The sequence below is a fragment of the Mesorhizobium sp. LNJC394B00 genome (genome assembly GCF_000502555.1).
In the GTDB taxonomy this organism is placed as follows: domain Bacteria; phylum Pseudomonadota; class Alphaproteobacteria; order Rhizobiales; family Rhizobiaceae; genus Mesorhizobium.
Map to the genome: position 1 here is coordinate 1078499 of NZ_AYWH01000002.1, position 18479 is coordinate 1096977.

The 18479-nt window shown below is 59.5% G+C and carries 15 protein-coding genes and 2 pseudogenes; 8 read left to right on the top strand and 9 right to left on the bottom strand.

The genetic code is table 11. The annotated features are described in order from the left end of the window. The first annotated feature begins 59 nt into the window (after positions 1–59). From X751_RS154330 to X751_RS154320, 3 genes are all read left to right on the top strand, one after another. A complete protein-coding gene (locus X751_RS154330) occupies positions 60–974 on the top strand; it encodes a class I SAM-dependent methyltransferase (protein ID WP_023805942.1) in 915 nt (304 codons plus the stop codon). 335 nt (positions 975–1309) lie between these two features. Beyond that, a complete protein-coding gene (locus X751_RS154325; protein WP_023737037.1) occupies positions 1310–3022 on the top strand; it encodes a type I secretion system permease/ATPase in 1713 nt (570 codons plus the stop codon). A gap of 26 nt (positions 3023–3048) precedes the next feature. Further along, positions 3049–4386: an HlyD family type I secretion periplasmic adaptor subunit gene (locus tag X751_RS154320; RefSeq protein ID WP_023701101.1), complete on the top strand. Its 1338-nt coding sequence runs from the start codon at positions 3049–3051 to the stop codon at positions 4384–4386. Positions 4387–4675: 289 nt separating this feature from the next. Here the strand turns inward: X751_RS154320 and X751_RS154315 are convergent, their stop codons facing one another. Next, entirely contained in the window at positions 4676–6106 is a 1431-nt protein-coding gene (locus X751_RS154315; protein WP_023744441.1) for a hypothetical protein, read from the bottom strand. Between the two features lie 2078 nt (positions 6107–8184). Beyond that, the gene (locus tag X751_RS154310) at positions 8185–8697 is read right to left on the bottom strand and encodes a response regulator (RefSeq protein WP_023753040.1); all 513 of its coding nucleotides are present in this window, start codon (positions 8695–8697) and stop codon (positions 8185–8187) included. 179 nt (positions 8698–8876) lie between these two features. Here X751_RS154310 and X751_RS1000000167910 point away from each other — a divergent pair, with 179 nt between their 5' ends. From X751_RS1000000167910 to X751_RS1000000166915, 3 genes are all read left to right on the top strand, one after another. Next, positions 8877–9173, top strand: a complete 297-nt coding sequence (locus X751_RS1000000167910) for an ATP-dependent DNA ligase (RefSeq protein WP_023701099.1) — start codon at positions 8877–8879, stop codon at positions 9171–9173. 293 nt (positions 9174–9466) lie between these two features. Beyond that, complete coding sequence (locus tag X751_RS154305) at positions 9467–9712, top strand: hypothetical protein (protein ID WP_023744442.1); 246 nt, start codon at positions 9467–9469, stop codon at positions 9710–9712. Positions 9713–10949: 1237 nt separating this feature from the next. Further along, positions 10950–11126, top strand: a complete 177-nt coding sequence (locus X751_RS1000000166915) for a hypothetical protein (protein WP_155929682.1) — start codon at positions 10950–10952, stop codon at positions 11124–11126. On the opposite strand, the pseudogene X751_RS1000000168585 reads toward X751_RS1000000166915, so the two are convergent. Together X751_RS1000000168585 and X751_RS1000000165520 are read right to left on the bottom strand one after the other, a co-directional pair. Then, positions 11054–11389 (bottom strand): annotated as a pseudogene (locus X751_RS1000000168585) (hypothetical protein). The gene X751_RS1000000166915 and the pseudogene X751_RS1000000168585 sit on opposite strands and share 73 nt — an antisense overlap. Before the next feature lie 531 nt (positions 11390–11920). Beyond that, positions 11921–12196: an SOS response-associated peptidase family protein gene (locus tag X751_RS1000000165520; RefSeq protein ID WP_245265753.1), complete on the bottom strand. Its 276-nt coding sequence runs from the start codon at positions 12194–12196 to the stop codon at positions 11921–11923. Between the two features lie 73 nt (positions 12197–12269). Here X751_RS1000000165520 and X751_RS154285 point away from each other — a divergent pair, with 73 nt between their 5' ends. Then, positions 12270–12491, top strand: a complete 222-nt coding sequence (locus X751_RS154285) for a hypothetical protein (RefSeq protein WP_023744445.1) — start codon at positions 12270–12272, stop codon at positions 12489–12491. Between the two features lie 933 nt (positions 12492–13424). Then, positions 13425–14173: pseudogene (locus X751_RS1000000165525) on the top strand (hypothetical protein). A 240-nt stretch (positions 14174–14413) separates the two neighbouring features. Here the strand turns inward: X751_RS1000000165525 and X751_RS154280 are convergent. The 5 genes from X751_RS154280 to X751_RS154260 form a co-directional block, all read right to left on the bottom strand. Next, positions 14414–15166, bottom strand: a complete 753-nt coding sequence (locus X751_RS154280; protein ID WP_023687765.1) for a GGDEF domain-containing protein — start codon at positions 15164–15166, stop codon at positions 14414–14416. 165 nt (positions 15167–15331) lie between these two features. After that, positions 15332–16045: a thermonuclease family protein gene (locus X751_RS154275; protein WP_245260260.1), complete on the bottom strand. Its 714-nt coding sequence runs from the start codon at positions 16043–16045 to the stop codon at positions 15332–15334. A gap of 13 nt (positions 16046–16058) precedes the next feature. Next, positions 16059–17258 carry an ABC transporter substrate-binding protein gene (locus tag X751_RS154270; protein ID WP_023736104.1) on the bottom strand — a complete coding sequence of 400 codons (1200 nt, stop codon included), beginning with the start codon at positions 17256–17258 and terminating at the stop codon, positions 16059–16061. 98 nt (positions 17259–17356) lie between these two features. Next, a complete protein-coding gene (locus X751_RS154265) occupies positions 17357–18106 on the bottom strand; it encodes a transglycosylase SLT domain-containing protein (protein WP_023744447.1) in 750 nt (249 codons plus the stop codon). A gap of 34 nt (positions 18107–18140) precedes the next feature. Further along, entirely contained in the window at positions 18141–18464 is a 324-nt protein-coding gene (locus X751_RS154260; RefSeq protein WP_198022444.1) for a hypothetical protein, read from the bottom strand. Positions 18465–18479 lie beyond the last annotated feature (15 nt).

The following is an 18479-nucleotide window of genomic DNA, read 5'->3' on the forward strand; positions in this document are numbered from 1 at the left end:
AGTCCGTGCGGAGCTTACTGTTCTATCGGGGGGGCAACCCAATTGAACGGAGATCCAAGGTGAGGCGCATTTTCAACCAGGGAGCGACCCTGACACCCTCAACGAACGCGGATCAGATGACGCAGTCTGCAAGTTATGCTTCCCATATGCCGTCAGCGCGAATTGTGCGGTCCAGGTCGCGCGCCGGTGAGTCCGGAAATTGGCAGGAATTTACGTCCAGCAAGGAGAGCAATGCGCAGGGCGGCTGGGTGTCGGACGGCTATAGGACCAGCCATTGCGCGCCCGGCTACGGCCTACATTACAACAAAACGCACAGTTCCGGCTATTATGGCGCGCTTTGGGAGAACATCGAAAAGCCCCTGATCCTCAACGTTCTTCGCCCCTTGAGCGGAGCGAGCCGAAACTGCCTCGATTTCGCATGCGGAACAGGTCGCATCGCCGAGGTAGCCGCCGGCCTCTTCAGCGAGGTGGTTGGCGCCGACGTTTCCAGAACTATGCTCGACAGCGCTCAAGTACCGCCCAATGTGAGTTTGCGTCACGTCGACGTGACAAGGGAGAAGTTGGGTATGACGTTCGATGTGGTAACCGCATTTCGTTTTTTCCTGAACGCAGAGGATGAACTGAAATGGCATGCACTGAAAGCGATCAATGAGCACCTGAAAGATGGCGGGCGGCTTGTGTGCAACGTTCACATGAATGCGACGTCGCCCGTCGGCCTGGCGTGCCGGCTGCTCAATCGAGTGTCTGGACGCACAATTCGCCACACGCTGAGCGCGGCGAGGTTCAAGGCCCTCCTGACTGCCTCGGGATTCACCGTCGAGCAGACGATACCGTACGGTTACCTGCCTCGGCCGGGAAACCTGTTGCCAGGGTTCTGTGAAATGATGATGCAGCCTGTCGAGAAGGCCTGCAGAAGGCTTTGCGTTCCTGGCCAGCTGGCGCAACACTTCCTGGTTGTTGCGAGGAAGCGCTAAAGCGCGAAAATGTCCCGAAAAAGGGCAGGGGGTGGTTTTCTTGGGCCGCTCCGCCCGGCATGAAGCCCCGCCCAAATACCATGGAACGGCAGTTTTCCCCCGATTTGACATGTGGGTTCCGGGTTTCTGAGGGCAGCGCCACGATTTTGCTACATTTTGACTAAAGTCCAAGCATGTTAGTGGGGCGTAATATTAGAAGGCTAAGGGGATACGCTCCTGAACAGCAAGAGATTGTCGGTGCCCAGTGGGGCCAGTGAGCTTGCGCAACGATCTCTCACGGGAGGTCGAAGCCTATGAACCCTGGTGGAAGGAGTTCGTCGGATCTGCGAGGCGCAATGCTTGGGACCGTGCCTGGCCTGGTAGGCGTCGGCATCTTCTCGGCAGTCATAAACCTTCTCGCCCTGACCGGCTCGGTCTATATGCTGCAAATTTACGATCGCGTTTTACCTTCGCAGAGCGTTCCGACGCTTGTCGGGTTCACCATCGGAATGCTGGGTCTTTACGCTGTCTACGGGCTGCTGGATTTCGTGCGGCTGCGCCTGCTGGTTCGAGTGGGCAATCGTGTCCATAGGAATTTGAAGCAGAGGGTGTTCGGCCTCTCGCTGTCCTTGCCGCTCATTGGCGGGCAGGATGCGAACCGGATACAGCCCCTCCGTGATCTCGATCAGTTACGCGGCTTCCTTTCCGGAATGGGGCCGACTGTTATATTCGACGCTCCGTGGATTCCATTTTACCTGCTGATCATCTATTTCCTGCATCCTGCGCTCGGTCTGTTGTCCACAAGCGGTGCGATCATTGTCGTGCTGCTCACGGTCATGGCGGAAGTTCTTGGCCGCACATCGGTGACACGCGCGTCCGAGACGCTGGTGTCGCAACGCAATCTCGCCGAATCCGGACGCCGCAACGCGGAAGTCGTACGCGCGATGGGCCTTTCCGCACGGCTTGCCCACCGCTGGGGCGAGATCAATAACGCATATCTGCGGCACCAAGAGAGGCTTTCCGACGTCGTCGGCGCCACCGGGGCACTCTCTAGGGCACTGCGTTTGGCCTTGCAGTCCTGCGTTCTTGGACTGGGTGCCTACCTGGTGATAGGAGGCGAAGCCTCGCCAGGTGTGATCATCGCATCCTCCATCTTGCTGGGCCGCTCATTGGCTCCTGTTGACGCCGCTATCGCGAACTGGCGAGGCTTCGCCGCGTTCCGGCAAAGCTATTCGCAACTGGCAACGGCGCTGGCCGCTTTTCCTGACCGGGACGAACATATGGAACTTCCGCGCCCCCAAGCGGAGCTTGCGGTCGAGGACCTGACCATAGCGCCACCGGGCCAGCAAAAACCGACGGTAGCCAATGTCAACTTCCGCCTGGCTGCAGGGACGGGAATGGCCGTTGTCGGCCCGAGCGGCTCTGGCAAAAGCACGCTTGTGCGCGCGCTGGTGGGCGTCTGGCAGCCACTTCGCGGCACGGTGAGGCTGGACGACGCCTCGCTTGACCAATGGGACCAAGAACACCTTGGAGCACATATTGGCTACCTGCCCCAGGACGTCGAACTGTTTGATGGAACGGTTGCCGATAACATTTCGCGATTTGGCGGGAAGGGCGACGCCAAGGGCGTGCTGGCAGCTGCCAAGGCAGCGGGCGTCGACAAAATGATAATGCGATTGCCGAACGGTTTTCAAACACGCATGGGCGAGGGAGGAACAGCCTTGTCGGCTGGACAGCGGCAACTCGTAGGGCTTGCAAGGGCACTTTACGGCGATCCGTTTCTTGTCGTTCTGGACGAGCCGAATTCAAATCTGGACGTCGATGGCGATACCGCCTTGGCCGGCGCGATCCTGGCAGTGCGCAGACGTGGAGGCATCGTCATCGTAGTTGCGCACCGTCCTTCTGCCCTTACCAACATCGACAGGGTACTCGTAATGTCCAATGGGATGCTTCACGCCTTCGGCTCACGCGAGGAGGTCCTGGCCAACGTCATCCGCCCCTTTGCTGCGCCGGTTGAACGCCCGGCAGCGGCCGTCGCGATGCACAAAGGGGTGAGCGGTCACGCATGAGGAATATTTTTTTGTCTGAGGCGACGATGGCTCCATCGGCCCCGATCGGCAATGGGAGCCGGCGCAACGCGATTTCGGGCACGCGCGATGGAATCGGGGCCAACCTGATCCTGGGTGCGGCGGTCACGGTTATGTTGCTTGCCGGCGGCGGGCTCTGGCTCGGTCTGACCAAGATTGCTGGCGCGGTAATTGCGCCGGCGACCGTGGTGGTCGAGAGCAACATAAAGAAGGTGCAGCATCTGACGGGCGGCACGATAGGTGGCATCTTCGCGCAAGACGGGGATCATGTACGGGCCGGCGATGTGATGGCACGGTTGGACGACACACTGACACGAGCCAATCTGCAGATAATTAGCAAGGATCTTGATCGGGCAACGGTTCGGCTTGTGCGGCTGGAGGCAGAGCGGCAAGGCCTGTCGGAGATGCAGCTTCCGTTCAGCCTTCAAGCGCGAATGGGCGAGCCGGAGCTGGCTGCGCTGGTGAACGGCGAGCGCACGCTGTTCGACAGCCGCGCTACGGCCCTCAACGGGCAGAAGGCACAATTGCAAAGCCGCTCAAAGCAACTCGAACGCCAAGTTGAGGGCCTCAAGGCGCAACAGACCGCGGAAGAACAATCCGTGGTCCTGCTGGATGGCGATCTTGTCGATGTACAGGCGCTTTTTACAAAGAAACTGGTGTCCAAAGAGCGACTTAGCAACATCAGACTGGATGCCACCCGGGCGCACGGAGAATCAGGGCGCCTCGCGGCGGCAGTTGCCGAGGCGCAGGCCCGGATCAGCGAGACCGAATTGCAGATTCTTCAGCTCGATGAACAAAGGCGTAGTGACGTAACGAGCGAACTTCGTGAAACGGAAGCCAAGCAAACCGAACTCAGCGAGCGCAAGGTTGTGGCACAGGACGAACTGGCCAAAACCACCATCCGCGCGCCGCAATCGGGAACCGTACAGGAATCTTCCATTCACACGATCGGCGGCGTGATTGCCGCGGGCGAGGTTCTCATGATGATCGTCCCTGACACCGGCAACCTTGTCGTCGACGCGCTGATTGCGCCGTCGCGCATAGATGACGTTCGTCCAGGTCAGCGGGTCTCGATCCGGTTTCCGGCTTTCGACGCCGGCACTACGCCTGCCTGCCAAGGGTCTGTCAAGCGCATCTCGGCGGACCTGATAAAAGATCAACAGCGCCAGCTTTCTTATTTCTCGGCGCGCATCAATGTCGAAGACAAGTCCACCTGTCTGACCGATGCCAAAGTGCTCAAACCCGGTATGCCAGCGGAGGTTCACATAAGTACGGACGAACACAGCGTCTGGTCTTATCTGCTGAAGCCGCTTACCGACCAGATGTCGAGGGCTTTCCGGGAATGACATGGCGGCTGTGAGCGGTCGACCGCGGGAACACGGCAGGCGTGCTTGCTGACATATTAGGGTAGGCGACGTGATGCCACAGGGGTGACGCCTGCGGCCGACGCGCGAGGCTCGTCTGGGACATTGTCCCGGCTACAAGGATGCCCCAACAGGATTTTCCTGGCCGCCTCACCAAGTCCTGCCCCGACAACAGCGTTAGTGTCCTGTCATCTTTTGCGCAACAAACAGCGCATACCGTTCCACGATCATCGACATGGGCAATTGCCTCACGAGGAGAGGTTCTTTGCTCCTACGACGCGGCGAGGGCCCTGCGGCGGACACGGCGTGCGGCATGCACCGTTCGGTCTGCAGTCACCGCTACATTTGCCACGTCAGATGTATGCGGCAAGGCGTTCGCGCTTCCATGCGACCTCTTGTAGGGCAGCAATTCCCTGACCCGAGCATTGACCGAGGCAATCTCGACCCGCAAGTCCTCGCATTCCTGCCGTCTCACATCGAGTTCAATCTGATCGGACGCCTGCTGCATGGACAGCTGTGCAAAATCTGCGGCGATCTTGGAAAGGTTCACCTTGTTGGTTTCGGCCTCCTCGGTGAGTGCGGCCAACCTTTCGTCGGTCACCTGTTTTTCGGCCAGGGCGTCGCTCCATTGTAGCTGGAGCCTGGCGATCTCGGCCGCGGCCTCGTTGTTTGCGTTTGAGGCGAGTTCGAGGCGCGATTGGAGACTTTGAATTTCTGAGCGCAATCCTCGGTTCTCAGCCTGGCAGCGTTTAAGCTCGCCATCCATGTCCGCCTGCATAATCCTGGCTGCTTCGGTCACCTCCCATAGCTTCGCCTGCGCAACCTCGAGTGAGGTGTGCAATTTGATTGCCTCTTTTTCGCTCTTGCCGAGCGCACTCAGCATTTCGGAATTTCGCGCAGCTTCGTTGGCATGGATCGTGGAGAAGGCATCCAGCCTATGCCGTGCCTCTTCCTCCCGCTTCATGGCCTTTTCCAGGTCAATAGACAGGCTCACATTCTTTTCACGCAGCTGTTTGTTCTCTCGGGAGCGCCTGTCGGCCTCGACATTTGCGGCGGCAAGCATGTTCGTGAGGTCGCCAAATTCCGCTTCGTTCTTTGTGGTGGTGTTCGCCGCTTCGACCAGCTCCAGCCTTGCCGCGGCCAACGCGCCACGGAGCACTTCACACTCCTGAACAAGGCTTGCCTGGCGCTGCTGCAATGTCTCGACGGTGCCTTGACGCTCACAGTACCGTCTGTTCAGGTCATTGAGTGTTTCCGACAAGTTCCTTTGATCTGCGATCAGATTTTGATTCGCCAGCTCCAGTTCGTTCGCACGGAGAATGTCCGCGTGAAGGATGTGAAAAAACTCGAACGTCAGTTGACATGTGCCTGTAATTTCGGAGATTTTTGCGTTGATGTCCTCGAAATGGAGCTTGGCATCGTGGAACAAGCCGTTAAACGAGCTCACGGCAGCAATTCGGCTCTGCGTGTGTGAGGTCAGCCGATGCGCTGGTATCGGCGAGCTATCATCGTCGTCGCCGGCACCGCCCTCACTCCGTACGCTGTCATCCTGTTCGTTGTTGTCGCCTGCCATGTTTGGCACGTCGGCGACATCCTCCAAATCGAGGCACTGGTCGACAGCGTTAGCCAAGTCAGCTTCGAGATCGTCGAACGACCTCTCCACATTGTCCTCGGCGCGTCTGATCAAATCCCTGAACTTCATGACTTCATCCCCTGCAGCCGCATGCCCGGAACCATTGAGGCACGAGGACTGAGATGCTTTTGTATCGAGAGCTCAACTCAGCGTCTTCGTTCAATCAAACGATGCCAGGGCGCCGGCGCCGCGAGGAGCCGAGAGCTGCGATTGGAAGGCCCTACATCGGTCTAGGTGCCTGCTGACTTATTCTTGAGGACTGCGCGACTCCCCTTCTTGCCATCGTCTTGGCGTCGATGGTGTGTTGCCTGGGCACATTAACGCTCAGGTGCAGAAGCCCCGACGAACGGCCCGGCACAGCCTCTTGTGGGGCGCATCAGGCGGCCGGGCCTAACCGGCGGTTGAGTGTTTTGGTTTGCCGGCTGACTCACCATGCGACCTTGGCGAGGCAAGCGCATCATTCGAACGAATTGGGGACCGGCCGCCTGGCCGCGCAATCACACTAAGCTTCCGTTGCCGGAGCTGGCGACGAGGTGCTTTGCCTTGAGCCTTGGTATCTACATACGAAGCGGCAATACGCGCCGGCGGAGCAGTGGCCCGACCCGTCAAACTAGCGCTGCAAAATGCGCGGCAGAGATATCCGAGAATATTGTCCAATCAGCGGTATGAGATCGAAGGCGGGCGATCTTGCTGAACTCCCAAACAATCCCGGCGTATATGTGTTCGGCAAGGAGGATCTGGAAACCATTGCGACATTGCCGAGCGGCACAATCTATGGATCATCAGCGATGAGGTTTACCGCAGCACAATATTCAACGGCGAGTTCCTCTCAATAGCATCCATCCCCGGAATGAGAGAGCGGACGATAATTGTGAACAGCCTGTCGAAGTCTCATGCAATGACCGGCTGGAGGCTAGGGTGGACGCTTGGGCCGGTCTCGGCATCAGTTCATCTGGAAAATCTTGCGCAATGCATGCTCTTCGGATCGCCGACCGTATTCAGGATGCCGCAGCGGTGACTCTCGATGAGGCGGTGACGCAGAGATGCGTTTCTTTTCGGACGCCCTTCTGCCGTTGATGTTGACCAATGCTGTGCGGATGTTCGCCGGGGATATGCGTGAACCTTATCGTCCGCTGCGGCGCTCAATTTGCTTGGGGTTCTTGGAACCGTTCCGAACTTTCTCCTTGCGCCTCCGATCGAGTTGCGCGTGCTCATGCGGGGCGCTGAGGTGTCTCGATCCGCAGTGGCGCGGCCATTATGCGACGATCAGCTTAGTTGAAATTTGTCCCCAGCGGACGGGAACGACGCTTGGCCATGTTAGTTGATGTGAATGGAGCAGCTAAGAAAAGATCTGGCATTGCTTACGCGACCCGGCTTCTGGATAGCTTTCGGCATTTTGTTGCTGCTTTACGGGATTCAGGTCTTTTTTCTAATTCGGGCATGCCAATGCCTTTAGCCTGGAACATCGATACCCCTAGCTGGAACGCGGTCTGTCCATCTCCCGGCGGCTGCGCCGATAGCGTTGATCAACGATATATTCATTTATAAGCCTGCTATTCCCGGGGATGCCGAGGTTGGCAGCGCCTGCATCGTTGACTACGCACGTGGCGCTCCCCTCAAGGTAGGTGGTTACCATTCTCGCGCAGCCGGTGAGCATTGGAGCCCGCACTGTGTTGGACGTGCGCTCATGCGTCGGGAAATTTCTTATAGACAGGGGAGGGTCTGTCAGGCTGGAAAATCACAAGCTGCCCCGCGAATGAGGAAGCAAAAAAGGTGCAAGACCAGATCGATTTCTTCCAGGCAACTCGGTCCTCGCATCATCGCCGATCAGCGGCCGTACCGTCGAGAACCAAAATGCGCACGATCTCAGCCGGTCGGCTTCGACCAAAACATGCGGACTACCGGACGGGGACAGTCGGTGCCGCGTCCCATCCTGTGGCCGGCGCTATGCTGACGCTCCTACGGTATCCCGTTCACCGCCCGCGCAGGAGGGCGAATTTCCTCCGTCCTGCGCGCGACAACCGTCCACTGTTGCGGCCGCACGCAGGACTGCGGCTTATACGCCGTTCTTCCTTTGAGCGGCGTCCAGTTCGCAGGGCTAAATCACCATTGGTATGCAGACGAGCCTCTCGGCGTCTGGACAGAGATCAATTGCGCTTTGCACCAGGGTTCCTGGATCGTAAGCTCCAAACACGCTGCAGTCGCCTGATATGGTCCACTACGTTGGCCGGCTCATACGGCTTCGCAAGGTGCGGGCCTTCCTGACAAAGGTCGCCCGCCGCGATCGCAGTTCGTTCTACTGCGGCGGAAAGCACTATTTTGACCTCGGGCTTGTTCTCGCGAACCCACTTCGACAGTTGGAACCCGTTCATGTTGCCCGGCAGGTCAACGTCACACAAGACGGTGTCGACACCGAACTCCGCATAGTTCAACGCTTGTTGCGCCTCACGTGCGAAATGGGCCTCAATCACCCTGTAGCCACAGTGGCGGAGATAGTCCGCGATGACGCATCGGGCGATGACGTCGCCGTCAACCACGAGGATCGTTTGGCTCTGTTGGTTCGGGGCTTCCATTGACGGAGAACGGTCAGCAACCGGCAGGGTTCCACGCATCATGACCTGCGCGGGATGCCGACCGAAGATCGCGGCGAGATCCTGCACGAAATGATCCCTGCCGGCGGGCGCATTCAATTCAGCGGAGCGATGCCGCACTGGTGACGCCGTCTACCACCTGGTCGACGAGACGGGCTAGAAGACGTGGTCTCGAAGCTCAAGGGCAGCCCATATCGCAGCGGCAAACGAGCGCTTGGCGCAAGATCAAGTGCTTTGAGGAAAAGGAAATGCAAATCATCGGTGCACAGCGCGAGCGCGGCAAAGCTACCCAGGTGATCATCGCTGAAAAGGGCCTCTATAAAGGCGGCGCACTCGTCAACTTCAGTGCCGATGAGCGGCAAGCGCTTTGGGATCGCGTCCAGGGCAAGGTTGGCGGCCCGGTCCCGAAGGGGCATAAAAAGGACAAGGCCGAGTGGCTGAAGCCCGGACTGGTTGGCTGGGTCAAGACCCTCAAAGGCGAAGAGAAGCTGGGGCACGCAAGGCTGCTGGATTTCCGGGAGGATGATGCAAATGGCCATGCCTAAGAAAGATCAGGAACGCGCCACCTACGCTTGGATGTACGGCGCCCAAGCGCGCAAGGATGGCAAGGAGCGTGAGGTGCTAGCTGGCTGCAGGGCTTGACGGTGTGGCGATGGACGGTTTTGGCAAGACCAAAACCGTCAACGACGAGATGGAGGCCGAGGTCGACGAAGCCGCCGTCGAGCGCCCCACGAATACCATTTGGTGTATGAATCTGTACGGTCGTTTTTGATTGAAGAAAGGGTTTCGGCGGGCCTATAAAGATTGCGTTTACCATTGCCTTTTTTGGGAGGATGCGATGGTTGCAACGCCCATAGATATCGCTCAAGCGGCCACTGCGACTACGGCTACCTTGCTGAAGTGGCAGAAGTCCATGGAGGAACGCGCCACGTTTCGCCAGAACATGGATCAACCGCGCAGGGCGATCCAAGCCTCACGCGAACTGCTGAAGCGCCTTCGCCAACGTCATCGCGACGAGATGTCGGAAAGTTCGGAAAATGCCGACCCGTCTACTGCGCCGATATCGCAACGCGCCGGCAGCTAGCGGGAGGCGACCAGAGCCGATGTGATGGGGAAAGTTTCACTGGCCGTTCCTTGGGTGGGCAGGCAAGTTAAACTTTGTCAACGAGCGGCCTTTTTCGCGCTCGCGGAAGCGCCACGTTGCTTTCGACCAGGCGCACGTGCTCGGCGTCGACAGTCACCAATGGCCGGAGGCTGACGGTTACCTTGTCCCCGTCGATGCGTGTGACAGGGCCGATCAATTCCATATGCTGGCCAATCACAGCCTTCCAAGTCGAATCGACAACAGAATGCGGGAAGTCGTAGGAGGGGATCGTCACGCTTATGCGATCGGGCGTCACCCGGCCGCGCACAATCGCCGTGACTGCGACCTCGTCGCCAACTTTGATACTTCCCCGAGCGATGCCCAAGACTTTGGAGCAGCCGGCGCCGGCGTCAAGATGAGGGGGAGCTAATAAAACCCCTCCGCGCCGCGATNATGCCCAAGACTTTGGAGCAGCCGGCGCCGGCGTCAAGATGAGGGGGAGCTAATAAAACCCCTCCGCGCCGCGATTGTGGCGCAGGGCGATCCGATCGCCGCCAGCGACTTAGCAGACCAATTGACGACAGCGGCCGAGAAGCCTGGCATCCCTGCCGACCAAATCAACGGCGAAATCGAAAGCGTCTTCGAACTGCTCTTAGAGGTGATGCGGCGCGAGAGTTGCGCGAGGAGAACCAGCCCGGAGGCTTCTCCGGGGCTGTGCCGGTCCTGTCCCGTTCCAGCGGATGAACTGCGCCTTCTGACCGGTGACCGTCTCAATCGACTTCAACAGGGGTCCATGGGCCTCAGGTAGAGCTTGGCAGTGCTCCCTGTGGTACGCCAGGAGCGGCCCGGCGATGCTCTTGTGCAGCGCTTCGGCTGCCGCCAGGAAGCGCTCGATTTCAGCCCGGGAAAGCTGTTCGGAAGGTTTGTTCTGGCCATTGGCGCTCTCCATTGAGGGCGTCGCCGCAACGAGGACCATAATTCTACATGCCAGGCCGTCTGACAAGCGCCTCGCCGGCCTTACCCGAAGGAAGACGCAGGGCCACGGCGCCAAGCGGAGCCATCAGGAGCAACCCGCAAAGATGAGCAACGGCAGGCCCGGCGACCTCCTTTGGCACACGGGACAAACAAGAAGGGCGCCGAGCCTTACCGGCGCTGCTTTGTGAGGGAGACGACGCCGGATGATGAGAGTATGCGATCGTGCTAATCTCTGCGAACCATGCGAATGAAGGAAAGCCGCGTGGCAGTGCCAATCAACGACGTTGAGACCAAGGTCGGCGGGTGCGATCAGGTTCGGACCATGATGACGGGCTGGTGGGCCTGCACATGGTGGTGGCTACCGCGCTACCGCCTTGCTTTGCGCCAGCCGGCGGCCCATGCCTCTGCCTCGCTGCACAGCCAGCGCTCGCTGTACTGAAACTGATCGTCGTCTTCCAGTAATGCTCCTGCCCTGGAACGTGATAAATCGCTCATCGGTACTGGTGGAAATGTTGCCCTTGATATCGCAGGCTCCCCGCGCCGGCCGTGCGGGTGCCACTCAGCCAGCCAGCTGGGATGAGCCGGTCAGGGAACCATCACCAGCGCCGGCAGATATTGCCGTCGCCACATCCACCGCCGCTTTGCGTTCTTGCGCCAGCGGTCGGCCTGATCCGCACCTTGATGACGCTGGACTTTGCCCACGCCCTCTCCCCCGAGTGCAGAATGCTTCCAAGGCGGTAGCGAGTCCCGACCGGAACATTAGCGCCGACTAACGGTTATTTCGGCAGTGTTCCGAACCGTGATTGGTAGAGCGTTGGTGGCGTTTCATCTTGTCTATTTTTCCGGCCTGACGGCAGACCAGCTGCTAGGCAGCGCCGTTTCTATGATAGTGTGTTTGCTGCTTTATCACGCTCTAGCTACGGACCCCTAACTGATGGTCCACTTCCCGGCTACCCGGCAATCGAAGCTCGCGCGACGTTCCCGACTTTTTCAGCATGATGAGAAGCGCCTCTAGGATTTGTTGTGCGCCCGTAGCCAGTGCCCATGCATTCGCGACGATCTCTTGCTCACGCTCTGTCATCCCGCCCTCCTAAAATATGTGGTCGGAGAGTGCTTTAGAAAGCTTCGCCCCAGCAGGGGCGTGCTTGACGATTTCGGCGAACAGAAAAAGTCGCCGGCTCCGCCCGACCAGGCCGGGATGGTCGTTGGGAAATTTGTTGACGGCGCTCGTGTTCACCTCACGTCCAACGCGGTTGAACTGCAGCTGACCGTCGATGTCGTGGCTGAGAATGTCCTTGAGGCTGGTCCTTTGGTCCCCGGGTCCAGCCAGACGTCATAGTATGCCTGGTAGAGAATGAGAGGCTGTTGATCATGCAACTGCTTCATCGGTTCTGCGGCAGGCTCTGTGATGATGGTGCAGCTGGTTATGTCGAGATTGGAATTGTAAGCCCAAAGCCCGGCGAACGAGAAAGGCGCGTGGCCTGGCTGGGGCAGCGAAGGGAGAGGCAATGAGCGCGTTCGCTATTGTTCTCCCTGAGCAGCACGTTCACGCGGCGGGTGCTCGGCCGGCAATCTGGGGAGCATGGCAGTTGCCGGCGCGGTTGATGTCGTCGACAATATCGTGCCATTCTACACCGATGCCTCGATGAAGACACTGAAGTCCATGCCCGAGTTCAAGGCGGTCTTCATGGCCAAGCCTAAGGCCATGCGCGAAATGATCATGCGCGAATGCAATGACGCGGCAATGAGCAAGCCCTACGCCGAGTTCTGCGCCGACGTGAATTCCCTCCGCGGAATGCAGTAGGTCATTCACGGCCGCGCAGTTTGACCACGAGGTGGGCGAATTGCCCTTATCACAATGACTGTCAGCTTCCGCCGGCAACAGCGTAATGCCAGCGGTGACCGACGCCGGCCCAGAGACTCCCCGGGCCGCTCCTCCCCAGCCTCCAGGCGAGCAGGCCGGCATCGGTCAGTAAGGTCCCGTCGGTGTGCAATATATCGTTGACGCCACGAATTGCGGACGTTCGAAACCGGCGATTGGCCATTTCGTGTGACCAAATTCCGCGACTGTTTACTTGCGATCACAAGGCCCCGCAACCTGGAGGTTCCGAAGCGCCATACTGGAGTACCATTGGCGTGGTCACGCGATTTGAACCCGACAACGGTACTTGAACCAGACCAGGTTAAACGTCCGTTATCGTTTTGCGCCAGAAGCGGCCAGTCAGCTTCCGGCCAAATGCGGCAGCGCTCATACTACCATGCTCAAATACAGCTCGCATGGAACTAGTTGTCTTCTTGGGCCTTTGGTTCGCCAGACCATACGAGAGAATACGAGAGAAACGGCTTGGCGAACCATCCACTAACGTACTGATTTCCTGTAGAAAACGCTGACCCTCCGGGCCCACAAACTTACTACATCAATGGATTACGCTTAATTCTCAAAGTTTGAATTGAGCGTTATTGGCTAAGTCTTTCCGCTAGAGTGAAATGGCTTTGGGCCTGTTCGTCAATTTGTCGGTCTTTCGTTGGCGCCTGTCACAGTAGCTAAGCCTCCCGGTCTCGAAAGAACCTGCAACGATGCGTGCGGTAATCGGCGGCAACCACGTGCAATTAGGCGGGTTCTGAACTCCGTATGGCGAGGACACGTATGAAGACGACTACCTGGGCGCATCCAGATCGTCATCCATAAGAATACGCTCGGCCTCGGATCGCCAAGATCTATGGCCTTCCGCATGCGATGACCGATGCCGGCATTTCCTATGAGTTTCACGGGCTTACCTATAGCCATATCGCTTCGCAGCTTCGGACCCGCTACGGACCCGCAGCTGGCGGCAAGGTGATCGTCGCCCATCTCGGCAGCGGTGCCAGTCTGTGCGCCATGAATGCTGGAATAAGTGTTGGGTTTTCGACATTGGACGGCCTCGTCATGAGCACGCGTTGCGGCGCGCTCAATCCTGGCGTCACCCTCCATTTGCTGAATGACCGGAAGCTGCAGACGGACGATTGGTCACCCTTCTCTACGAGCAATCCGGCCTGCTCGGAGTGTCGGGGATATCCGGTGATATGCGGACGCTAATCGACTCCGATGATCCTCTTGCCGCCGAAGCAGTCGATCTCTTCGTCTATCGTATCGCACGCGAGATCGGGTCGCTGGCCGCTGCGATAGGCGGACTGGACACGCTGGTGTTCAAGGCAGGCATACGCCAAAACGCGCCATATATTCGAGAGAGGGCCGGGGCTGTGGCCGGCTGGCTTGCGGTTAATATCGACCACAAGCTGAATGGGCGAGGCGACGAGGTCATCAGCCTTGCTGGTTCCGACGTCGACGCGCTTGTGATCCCCACCGATGAAGAGAGAGCCGTGGGGATCCAGCATCTGTGTGCCTCAAGCTTTGTCGCTCGTACCCTGAGCGCCGAACCTGATGCTACTCGCGCGGCGGGTGTCTCGACCTGTCAGGAGTTCGGCGGCAGCAGCATGGTCCGATAGCCGGCCATCAAGGCGATCAAGGTTGCTGCAACCAGCGGCAACCAGAACTTGGTCGGTCCGGCAAATACTGCCAGCGATGCGCGGCGATGCCGTCAGCACCGTCAGGAACCAGACCTCCCACGGGTTGAAACCGCCCATGGGTCAATCGTCCGGTTTGGCAACAAGGGCCAAGATGATCGCTGCCGCAGCCGTGCGGCAAGACATTTGCGGCGGTGTTCCTCCGGCAACGACTTGTTTCAGCTAGTTGTGGAGGTGCGACAATTGAAATCCGGGCTGGCGTTCGACGCCGGATAACAGCGATTCCGCCGATCGAAACATGTCCTCGAATTCCAACTCGTTTTCAAACACCACGCCGCCGACGCTGATGGTCAGCGTGTCCGCGGTTCCTTTTGGCGCGAAATAGGCTTGGGCCACGCGCGCCCGGATACGGTCGCCGATCTCCCTGGCGTCGTCTTCTGTCGCACCGGGCAGAAAGACCCCGAACATGGAGGTTCCGATCCGGCCCACCAGATCTTCCTTGCGTACCGATGACTGGATGGTCGAGGCTATGAGCCGCAAGGCTTCGTCACCCCAGCCAAGGCCGAAGCGCAGATTGATGGACCTGATGTGTTCGGGATGAATGACCAGGAAGGCGCCAGATCTTGGACCAGACGATTCCGGCCTGGTTGCTCTCCTTTCGACCATCGACGTGAAGACTGTCCGGTTGAGGCAGCCTGTCAGGCTGTCAAAGGTCGCCGACTTGTTGAGTTCTCTTCGATAACGGACGAGCTCGGTCCGCTGCAGTCCAATGAACAGGAAAAGTGGGCCACCGACGATGACCGGCAAGAGGATCGCTGTGACCATGCTGCGGCCGAAGGGCGTCAAGGCTTCCGAGAACAGAAGCAGATAATTTAGGCCAACCGAGAGGAGCAGAATTCCCGCCGATCCCAGGGCAGTCAGCCATGCGATATCTTTCCATTGCCGGGGCGAGCTATTCGCCATTGGTGTCATCATTAGCCAATCTCCCGCCTGATCGGCTGTCATAAGGCCAAGGTGCTGCACTTTCAGTTTCGAGGAAACATACAATTTTAGTAATGGCGCAATCACCTACCATCGGCCCGAAATCAGCCCTTCAAAAGCAAGGCTACGGCGGCAAAAGCAACGACACCGAATTATCGGCTATTGCGGCGGGCCGAATATCCCCATCTGCGCGTCTCTGGCCACTGCCTCCGCCTTGCCATAGATGCCACTCGCCAAGGCCGTCGCCCAGCCATTGGAAACAAGCCACGCGCCGACATCCTGCTTGCCCAAGCTGCACGGTGCCGCAATGGCAAAACGATCGATTTCCGGCGGCACGACGCATTTCAGCGCCCGGCCGCGCAGCCAGGAATTGAACGTCGCGCGCGCACGCTGGCCGCAAGGCCAGGCGATGCCACGAAAGGAACAGGTCTCATCCAGGTCAATGCCTTGGATCCCGCTGATGACTACCTTGCGCCCCATGGATTCGAAGGTTGCCGACGAGGTGGCAACCGGTTGGTAAAGCAAGACCCCTGGCCAATCCTTTGGCATTCGCATCCCTGCAGGCGCGGCCAGACCAAGGTCGCTGAGCGGCGGGCGCGGCTCGACCCGTTCGATTTGCGCCGAATCAAGCTGTGGCGGCGCGATAAGGTCCTGAGCAATCTTGCGTGCCCGTCCTCGCCATGGCGTATTGGCGACGGTCGCAACTGGTCGCATTGGCTGGCTATCGTCGATGGATTGACGCGGCGCTGGTATCGGCCGATCGATGGGAAGCAGATCGGCGGCCCGGATTATCAACAAGACCCCGGACAGGAGCAGCAGGCTTCCGAGCAATATCAAGCGATTGTGCCTCAGCCAGCCCATCAACTCAAGCAAGGTTCCTTGCCCCTCAATACCCCGATGTCGATTTGGCGACCAGCTTGAGTGCACCTTTTCGAACCTGGTAGAAGGGCATGGATCGCTCACTGGAGCCATCCGCCCGAAACCGGAACAGGCCGGTCGATCCGCGAAATCCGCTCCGATTTTCGAGCACCTGCTTGCTGAAGCCGTCAGGCCCGGCCGAACTTGCAATTCCTGCTGTCAGGGCGACCATATCATAGGCGTAGGCGACATTGGCGTCGGCTGGATAATTGTAGGTCGTCTTGAAGCGGTCGGCGATCGGGCCGGTTTCGGTTGGGTCGAGCGTGGCGATGTAGGAGCTCTCAAACAGCGGCTCCATCGGATGTTCCAGCCAGCGGTTGGTTCCAATGACGGCGACTGCTTTTCCAGGAATGCCTTTCGTTTTGAGCGCCGCAAGGATCTGCGCCGGATTGTCGTCGCCGCTGGCGATGATGATGGCATCGGGAGCCTCGACCAGCGAGCCCATATCATTGACCACTTTGGTGCCGCCATCGCCGGCCGGATACGGAATGGTGACGGCGAGCGTCGCGCCATAGATGCTGAGGCTGTTGGCGACCCGCGTTTCAACCGCGCCGGCATTCGCTCCTGCCGCGACGAGCAACACGAACTTCTTGCTGCCTTTGGCCGCCAGGCCGGCTGCGCCCGCGGCCGCGCTGTCGGCCTCGTTGAGGCGCACCGCATAGACGCCCGGGCCGCCGGCGAAATTGTCGGCCAGCGCCAGCACCGGCGGTCGCTTCGATCCCGAGAGCTTGGCTATGTGCTGCGCGGCCGCGAGTTCGACCGGGCCGATGACGATCTTGGTTCCAGTGGTGATCGCCTTCACAGCCAATTCGCTGGCGTGCGCGCTGTCGCCCTTGGTGTCCTCGACCGTGACCGTGAGCAGGACATTTCCAAGGTCGGCCATCGCCAGCTTGGTCGCATCGAGCATCTTCCGGCCGTTTTCGCCGGCGACTCCCGGGGCCGACAAAGGCAGCAGCATCGTGACCTTCGTCGACCCGGTGCCGAGCGATCGCGTGGCTTGGGCCGGGCTGGCAGCGGTGCCGGCGGCCGGCGCTCCGGGTGCGGCGATCGCCGCCTGGTCGAGCGCGTCCGAGACGCTGCCTTTCGACTGGCAGCCCGACACTATGCCCGCTAACGCAAAGACGATCGCCCACGTCCACGAACCGTGTCGCTGCCGGCCAGAATCCATGATGCCTCCCTCATATCCCGCCGGGTATTTGTCCCGGTCTCATCCGTTCATCTTACGGCAGACTTGCCTCGCCGTCTTTGCAATTGCTGGATTATGGCTCAGCCGTCGAAAAGTTTTGCCCGGAGCGCCTTGATCATTCTGGCTTGCCCGGCGCTTCGATAGTCGGTGCATTTCATGTATCGCGGGCCCGGCACGAACAGTCGGCGCACACAAATCCGCCTCGCCGGGGCAGGGGCACCATCGTCTCCTGCTGTCGGGAATGCGGAGAAGCCGAACGTCGCCACCGGTAGCGGGCCGGCCACCGCAAAACCTTCTCTCGCCAGGATTGCGCGCGCATGCCGGCAGTAGCGGACCGAAAGTTCAGAGAACCGGGTTTCACCGTGCCCGGCGCGATATTTCATGACGGTCGTGCAAAGATCGCCTGCGGCAAGGCTGTTTGCCTGCGCCAGATATCTGACGCCGAGCGCGATGTTGGTCGCAGGGACCGCGAGTTCGTCGAGCGAACCGCGAAAGCCGAGCATTCGCGCCGTCGCCGGCATCACCTGCATCAACCCGACTTCACCATCGGCGCCGTGCACATCGGGATCGAATCCGCTTTCGATCTCCATCACCGCGTGCGCCAGCACCGGCTCCAGGCCGTAGAGCGATGCCTGGCACGTCGCGAACGCCTTGAATGTCTCGCGCGTCCATTCCGGCGCGGCGTCGCAGCGGGCGGGCCGCGTCGAGCCGGACGGAGCTTGCTGCTCGAGGGCAGGTCGTTCCAGCCAGTTGGCGCGGGCTTCAGGGGCAAAAACGGCGAGTGCGATCGCTCCGGCAATCGCTCTCGACAATCTTCCATGGGTGATCATCGTCAGCCTGTCGGCGCGACTTGATCCCTTTCGGTCAGTTCATGTACTCGACCATGCGGTCGTGGAAGCACTCGCACTTGTTAAGCGTGTCCTCGTCCTTGTAGTTCGTCTTGAGGTAGCCGTAGGCCATGCCGCAGGCGACCTTGGCTTCCGATGCCCAGACGAAGGCGGGGCGGGACGAATTGATCCATTCCGAGCTGTTGGCGACGGCCACCGACTCGTCCATCAGCTTGACCACCTGGGCCTTGAGATCGACGATGTTGTCGTTCAACACCAGGTTCGACGTGCCGACGGTCCTGCAATAGTCGGCCACCGGCCCTTCGATGATGTCGGCGGCCTGAAGTCCTGTCGCGCACATCGACAGCAGCCCGGC

Bases quoted from the DNA above. Each gene is read 5' to 3' on its own strand.
- X751_RS154265 (WP_023744447.1), bottom strand. From the start codon at position 18,106: ATGATCACCCATGGAAGATTGTCGAGAGCGATTGCCGGAGCGATCGCA.
- X751_RS154285 (WP_023744445.1), top strand. From the start codon at position 12,270: ATGGCAGTTGCCGGCGCGGTTGATGTCGTCGACAATATCGTGCCATTC.
- X751_RS154270 (WP_023736104.1), bottom strand. From the start codon at position 17,258: ATGGATTCTGGCCGGCAGCGACACGGTTCGTGGACGTGGGCGATCGTC.
- X751_RS154320 (WP_023701101.1), top strand. From the start codon at position 3,049: ATGGCTCCATCGGCCCCGATCGGCAATGGGAGCCGGCGCAACGCGATT.
- X751_RS154305 (WP_023744442.1), top strand. From the start codon at position 9,467: ATGGTTGCAACGCCCATAGATATCGCTCAAGCGGCCACTGCGACTACG.
- X751_RS154260 (WP_198022444.1), bottom strand. From the start codon at position 18,464: ATGTGCGCGACAGGACTTCAGGCCGCCGACATCATCGAAGGGCCGGTG.
- X751_RS154280 (WP_023687765.1), bottom strand. From the start codon at position 15,166: ATGATGACACCAATGGCGAATAGCTCGCCCCGGCAATGGAAAGATATC.
- X751_RS154325 (WP_023737037.1), top strand. From the start codon at position 1,310: ATGCTTGGGACCGTGCCTGGCCTGGTAGGCGTCGGCATCTTCTCGGCA.
- X751_RS1000000167910 (WP_023701099.1), top strand. From the start codon at position 8,877: ATGCAAATCATCGGTGCACAGCGCGAGCGCGGCAAAGCTACCCAGGTG.
- X751_RS154315 (WP_023744441.1), bottom strand. From the start codon at position 6,106: ATGAAGTTCAGGGATTTGATCAGACGCGCCGAGGACAATGTGGAGAGG.